At 66.4% G+C, this 4539-nt stretch carries 5 protein-coding genes; 2 read left to right on the forward strand and 3 right to left on the reverse strand.

The annotated features are described in order from the left end of the window. Both Q0K09_RS10345 and Q0K09_RS10350 read left to right on the forward strand, forming a co-directional pair. Positions 1-182: hypothetical protein (locus Q0K09_RS10345; RefSeq protein ID WP_294475962.1), on the forward strand; the 182-nt coding region annotated here is incomplete at its 5' end. 244 nt (positions 183-426) lie between these two features. Further along, positions 427-1638, forward strand: a complete 1212-nt coding sequence (locus Q0K09_RS10350; protein WP_294475964.1) for a 5-bromo-4-chloroindolyl phosphate hydrolysis family protein — start codon at positions 427-429, stop codon at positions 1636-1638. An 80-nt stretch (positions 1639-1718) separates the two neighbouring features. Here the strand turns inward: Q0K09_RS10350 and rpiB are convergent, their stop codons facing one another. The 3 genes from rpiB to Q0K09_RS10365 form a co-directional block, all read right to left on the reverse strand. Then, entirely contained in the window at positions 1719-2153 is a 435-nt protein-coding gene (rpiB, locus tag Q0K09_RS10355; protein ID WP_294475966.1) for a ribose 5-phosphate isomerase B, read from the reverse strand. 18 nt (positions 2154-2171) lie between these two features. Beyond that, complete coding sequence (locus Q0K09_RS10360; protein WP_294475968.1) at positions 2172-2978, reverse strand: histidinol-phosphatase HisJ family protein; 807 nt, start codon at positions 2976-2978, stop codon at positions 2172-2174. Positions 2979-3012: 34 nt separating this feature from the next. After that, the coding region (locus tag Q0K09_RS10365) for a glycosyltransferase family 39 protein (RefSeq protein WP_294475970.1) at positions 3013-4539 on the reverse strand (1527 nt) is incomplete at its 5' end.

Here is a 4539-nt window from a genome sequence, read left to right on the forward strand (position 1 = left end):
CCGTCACCGGCTGGGACTATGTGCCCATGCTGATGGTGCGCCGGGACGGGACGGAGCGGGTGTTCACCCTCACCGACGCCTCCTCCATCCCCACCGGCGCCGGCGACGCCCTGGCCCAGCGGCTGGATCAGGCGGCGGCGGACTGCCTGGAGATCCTGGGGCCCCCGCCGTCCATGGAATAGGGGGAGCAAAATACCAAGCCCAGGTGTCTTCCGCAAACACAGGCCCTTGGGACCTTCCAGGTCCTCGGACCGGCAGCACCGCGCAAAGATTGTGCGCCAGACGTGCCAGCAGATGGTGTACAAAGCCGCCAGGCAGTTCTTTGTGCGGCGCTGCCTTTACTTTTTCTGCCTTTCGTTGTATGATAGAAAACGCTGGAGCGCCGGCTGGCCAGCTCCGGCGGAATTTCTTGCGGAGGAATCAGTCATGCCCGACGACCACAGATACCAATACCACGGCTCCCAGGGCGGCTCCCCCGGCCGGGGAAACGGCGATCTCGCCTCCTGGGTGCCCATTCTCATCTTCCTCTTCTGCTTCCCCCCGCTGGGGGTCATTCTGCTGGCCCTGAAGCTCACGGGGATCACCGAGAAGAAGCAGCGGACCTACGGGAACCGGCATCCCTACGACATCCAGCGGGGGGCCGCCCAGGGGAGCGCCCAGGCCGGACCTCAGGCCGCCCCCCAAGGTCCCCGGGAGCGGCGCTACTACCGCCAGGCCCAGGCCGCCCCGGCCGGACAGAAGGCCGGAAAGAAGGGCTACGCCCGGAAGGCCGGCCGGAACCCCGGCAGGGGCCTGATGATCGGCGGGGCCGTCCTGGCGGCCGTCTTCGGCATGATGGGCCTGAGCGCATTTCTGGACGCCCTCTCCTGGGGCGGGCTCTTCTACAGCCTGGAGGACATCTTCCTCCCCCTGGCCTTCTGCGGCGGCGGGCTGAGTATGCTCTGGTACGGCCTGACCAAGAACCGGCGGGCCAAGCGGTATCGGAACTACCTGGCCCTCATCGGCCAGCGGGAGTCCATCTCGGTTTCCGCCCTGGCAGAGGCCTCCGGCCTCTCGGCCCGGCGGGTCCGGGAGGACCTCCAGGACATGCTGGACGCAGGGATCTTCCCCGCCGGCTACCTGGACCTGGGGGCGGACCGGCTGGTCCTCAGCGATGAGGGCATTCAAGACCACAAGCCCGAACCGGAACCCGAGCCGGAGACGCCCCCCAAGGGCATGGAGCGGGAGGAGGCCGTCCTCACCGAAATCCGGACCCTGAACGACGCCATTGAGGACGCCGAGATGAGCCGGAAGATCGACCGCATCGGGGAGATCACCGGGAAGATTTTCGCCTACTTACGGGAGAAGCCAGACAAGGAGGGCCAGCTTCGGAGCTTTTTGAGCTACTACCTCCCCACCACGCTGAAGATTCTGGGCTCCTACGCCCAGATGGAGGCCCAGGGCATTGAGGGGGAGAACATCTCCGCCGCCAAGGACCGCATCGAGGGCATGATGGACAAGGTGGTGGACGGCTTTGAAAAGCAGCTCGACCGCCTCTTCCAGGACGACGCCATGGACATCACCACCGATGTGGAGGTCCTGGAGCGGATGCTGGAAAAGGACGGCCTGGGCGGCGCCGGGATGACCCTGGGGGGCTGAGCGGCGTTGAACTTCGGAAAACACAAGGCAGCGCCCCGCAATGTGCGGGGCGCTGCCTCTTTTTATGGGCTTGTACGGACTCAGCCCTCCATCCGGGCGATCAGGCCCACCCGGCGGGCGTGGCGGCCTCCCTCGAATCCGGTGGTGAGGAAGGTCTCCACAATGCGCTCGGCCAGGTTGGGGCCCACAATGCCGGCCCCCAGGGCCAGCATGTTGGCGTCGTTGTGGCGGCGGCTCATCTCGGCCGTCAGGGAGTCGGTACACAGGGCGCAGCGGATGCCCCTGACCTTGTTGGCGGCGATGGAAATGCCGATGCCTGTGGTGCAGATGACAATGCCCCGGCTGCACTGGCCGGAGGCCACCGCCTGGGCGGCGGCCTGGGCGAAGACGGGGTAGTCACAGCTTGTGGCGTCTGGACAGCCAAAGTCCTGATAGGCCAGTCCGCGCTCGTCCAGGAAGTGCTTGAGACGCTCCTTGAGGGCGAAGCCGCCGTGGTCGGAACCCAGTGCAATCATGACAAAATCCTCCTCATGTTACAGTTTCACAGGCCGGGGGACCCGCTTTTCATAGACGGTGACATAGCGGAAGCCCGTGTCGGCCAGGAGTTCATAGGCCTCCCGGACCCCCTTGGCCACGTTTTCGGGGCTGTGGGCGTCGGAGCCCACAGTGACCAGCTCGCCCCCCACCTCCCGGTAGAGGGCCAGCACCGGCCGCCAGTCGTCCACCGTGCGGCCGTTGTAGGTGTTGACCTCGATGGAACGGCCGTTGTGGACCGCCAGCCGCAGAATCTCCCGGAGCTGGTCCCGGTAGCGGTCCAGGGAGACATTCTGTCCTGCCCGGAGGTTCATATAGCGCAGGGGGTAGATGATGTGGCCCAGGGCGTCGCAGCAGGACATGGGGGCAAGCCGGAGCATACTGCCGAAGTAGTTGTCCAGGCAGGCATAGCAGGTCTCCGGGGTCTGGTAGTCCACAAAGTAGAAGTCCCCGCCTCCGGCCTCCGGGGTCAGGTTGTGGAGGGATCCGATGACAAAGTCCACCTCCGGCCGGTCCACAGCGGCCTGGGCCTTATCGGGGAAGAAGGGGGCGCTGCCCAGCTCCAGGCCCAGCCGGAGGGTCAGGCGGCCCCGGAAGGCGTCCTGGGCCTCCCGGAGCTGTTCCACCGCCGGGGCCCAGTCGCAGGGAGCCGCCGCCGGCGTGCCGTCCAGCTCCAGCAGGTCGTAGTGGTCGGTAACACACAGCTCCGAGAGCCCGGCCCGGACGGCGGCCTGGGCCATTTCGGCCAGGGGGGCCTCGCTGTCGGGGGAGAGACGGGTGTGGGTGTGGTAGTCAATGAGATACATGATGCGGGACCTCCGATTTTCGTGCTCCAGGGCCTCAGAAGGGCCAGGAGGGGAACCATTTGAGAAAGGTGGACGTGTACCAGGTGGGGGTCATCAGGCCGATGAGCACCGGGTAGAAGGCGGCGTAGAGGACCGCAGCCCCGGCGGTGAGGCCGTAGACCGGGACCTTCCACCGGCGGTCCCGCTCCATCAGGCCGTCGAAGAGCTGACAGATGGCCAGCACCAGGAAGAGGGTGGAGGGGAAGTAGTGGTACGCGAAGGTGGTGCGGCCGATGAGGAACCAGGGCAGGAGCTGGGAGAAGTAGCCCACCAAGATGAAGAGGGCCCTGGGGGAGGGGGCTGGGAAGCACCAGGCGGCCAGGGCCCCTGTCCCCAGGAAGAGGAGGACCACCGCCGCCATCAGCAGGAGGAGCCCGCAGCAGGAGAGGGGAACGTCCTGGGAGATGGGCTGGGAGAAGAACTGCTCCAGGGTTACCGGCAGCGGGGGAAAGACCTGGAGCACCAGGATGCAGGAGAGGATCCCCGCCAGGGCCAGGGCGGCGAAGAGGCCCATCCGGGCGGCCCGCCGCCGGAGGGACTGGGCGGCGCAGGCCACCATGGCCAGCAGGCCGCCCCAGCAGACGATGGGGTTGTTGAAGCAGCCGAAGGCGGCCTTGAGGCCCTCCCCGGCCCGGGAGGTGCTGTCCAGGTAGTAGAGGATGGGCCGGGCGTCCACCACCCACTGGAACCACCGGGAGGAATAGGGGTGAGAGGCGGTGACCCCCTCGTGGTAGGTGAGCATGAAATGCTGATTCTGGAGCATGATGTCCACGATGTTCCGGGAGCCGTTGACAAAGAGTTCCCGCTCTCCCCGGAGGACCTGCGGCAGGCAGACGAAGGGCCAGGAGAAGATCTCCAGCAGGATGCCCCCCAGGCTGGCCGCATTCCCCCGGGCGGCGGCGTAGGGCCAGTAGGAGAGGGTGTAGATCAGGAGGGGGAGCAGCACAAAGCAGAGGCCGGAGAAAAGGAGGATCTTCCAAATCCAGGGGAGCTTGCCGGGGACCTCGGCGGGCCATTCCCGGAGCTTGCAGCCCAGGCCGATGAAGTAGAGGACGGCCAGGCCCACCGCCCCATAGATCACCGTCCACTTGCTGGCGGCCCCCAGGCCCCAGGAGAGGCCTGACAGGAAAAGGGGCAGGGCGCAGCGGCGGAAGGCGGTCCCCGCCGGCAGGGCCAGATAGCGGTAGAGGAAGTAATACATCAACAGGATAAAGAAGACCCCGTAGGTGTCGATGGTGGCGATGCGGGTCTGGGTCAGGTGCATGAAGTCGAAGGCGAAGAGGGCGCTGCCGCAGGCGGCCACCGGGGTCTTGCCGAAGAGGTTCTTCAAAAAGAGGTAGAGGATGGGGAGCATCAGCACCCCGAAGAGGGCCCCCATGAACCGCCAGCCGAAGGGGGTCATGCCGAAGAGGCGGATGCCCAGGCCGAGGATGAGCTTTCCCAGGGGCGGGTGGGAGACCTCGTAGGGGTAGACGTTCTCGATGTGCTCCAGGGCGGTGCGGGGGTGGTAGATCTCGTCGAA

Source organism: uncultured Intestinimonas sp. (genome assembly GCF_944387725.1).
GTDB lineage: Bacteria > Bacillota > Clostridia > Oscillospirales > Oscillospiraceae > Intestinimonas.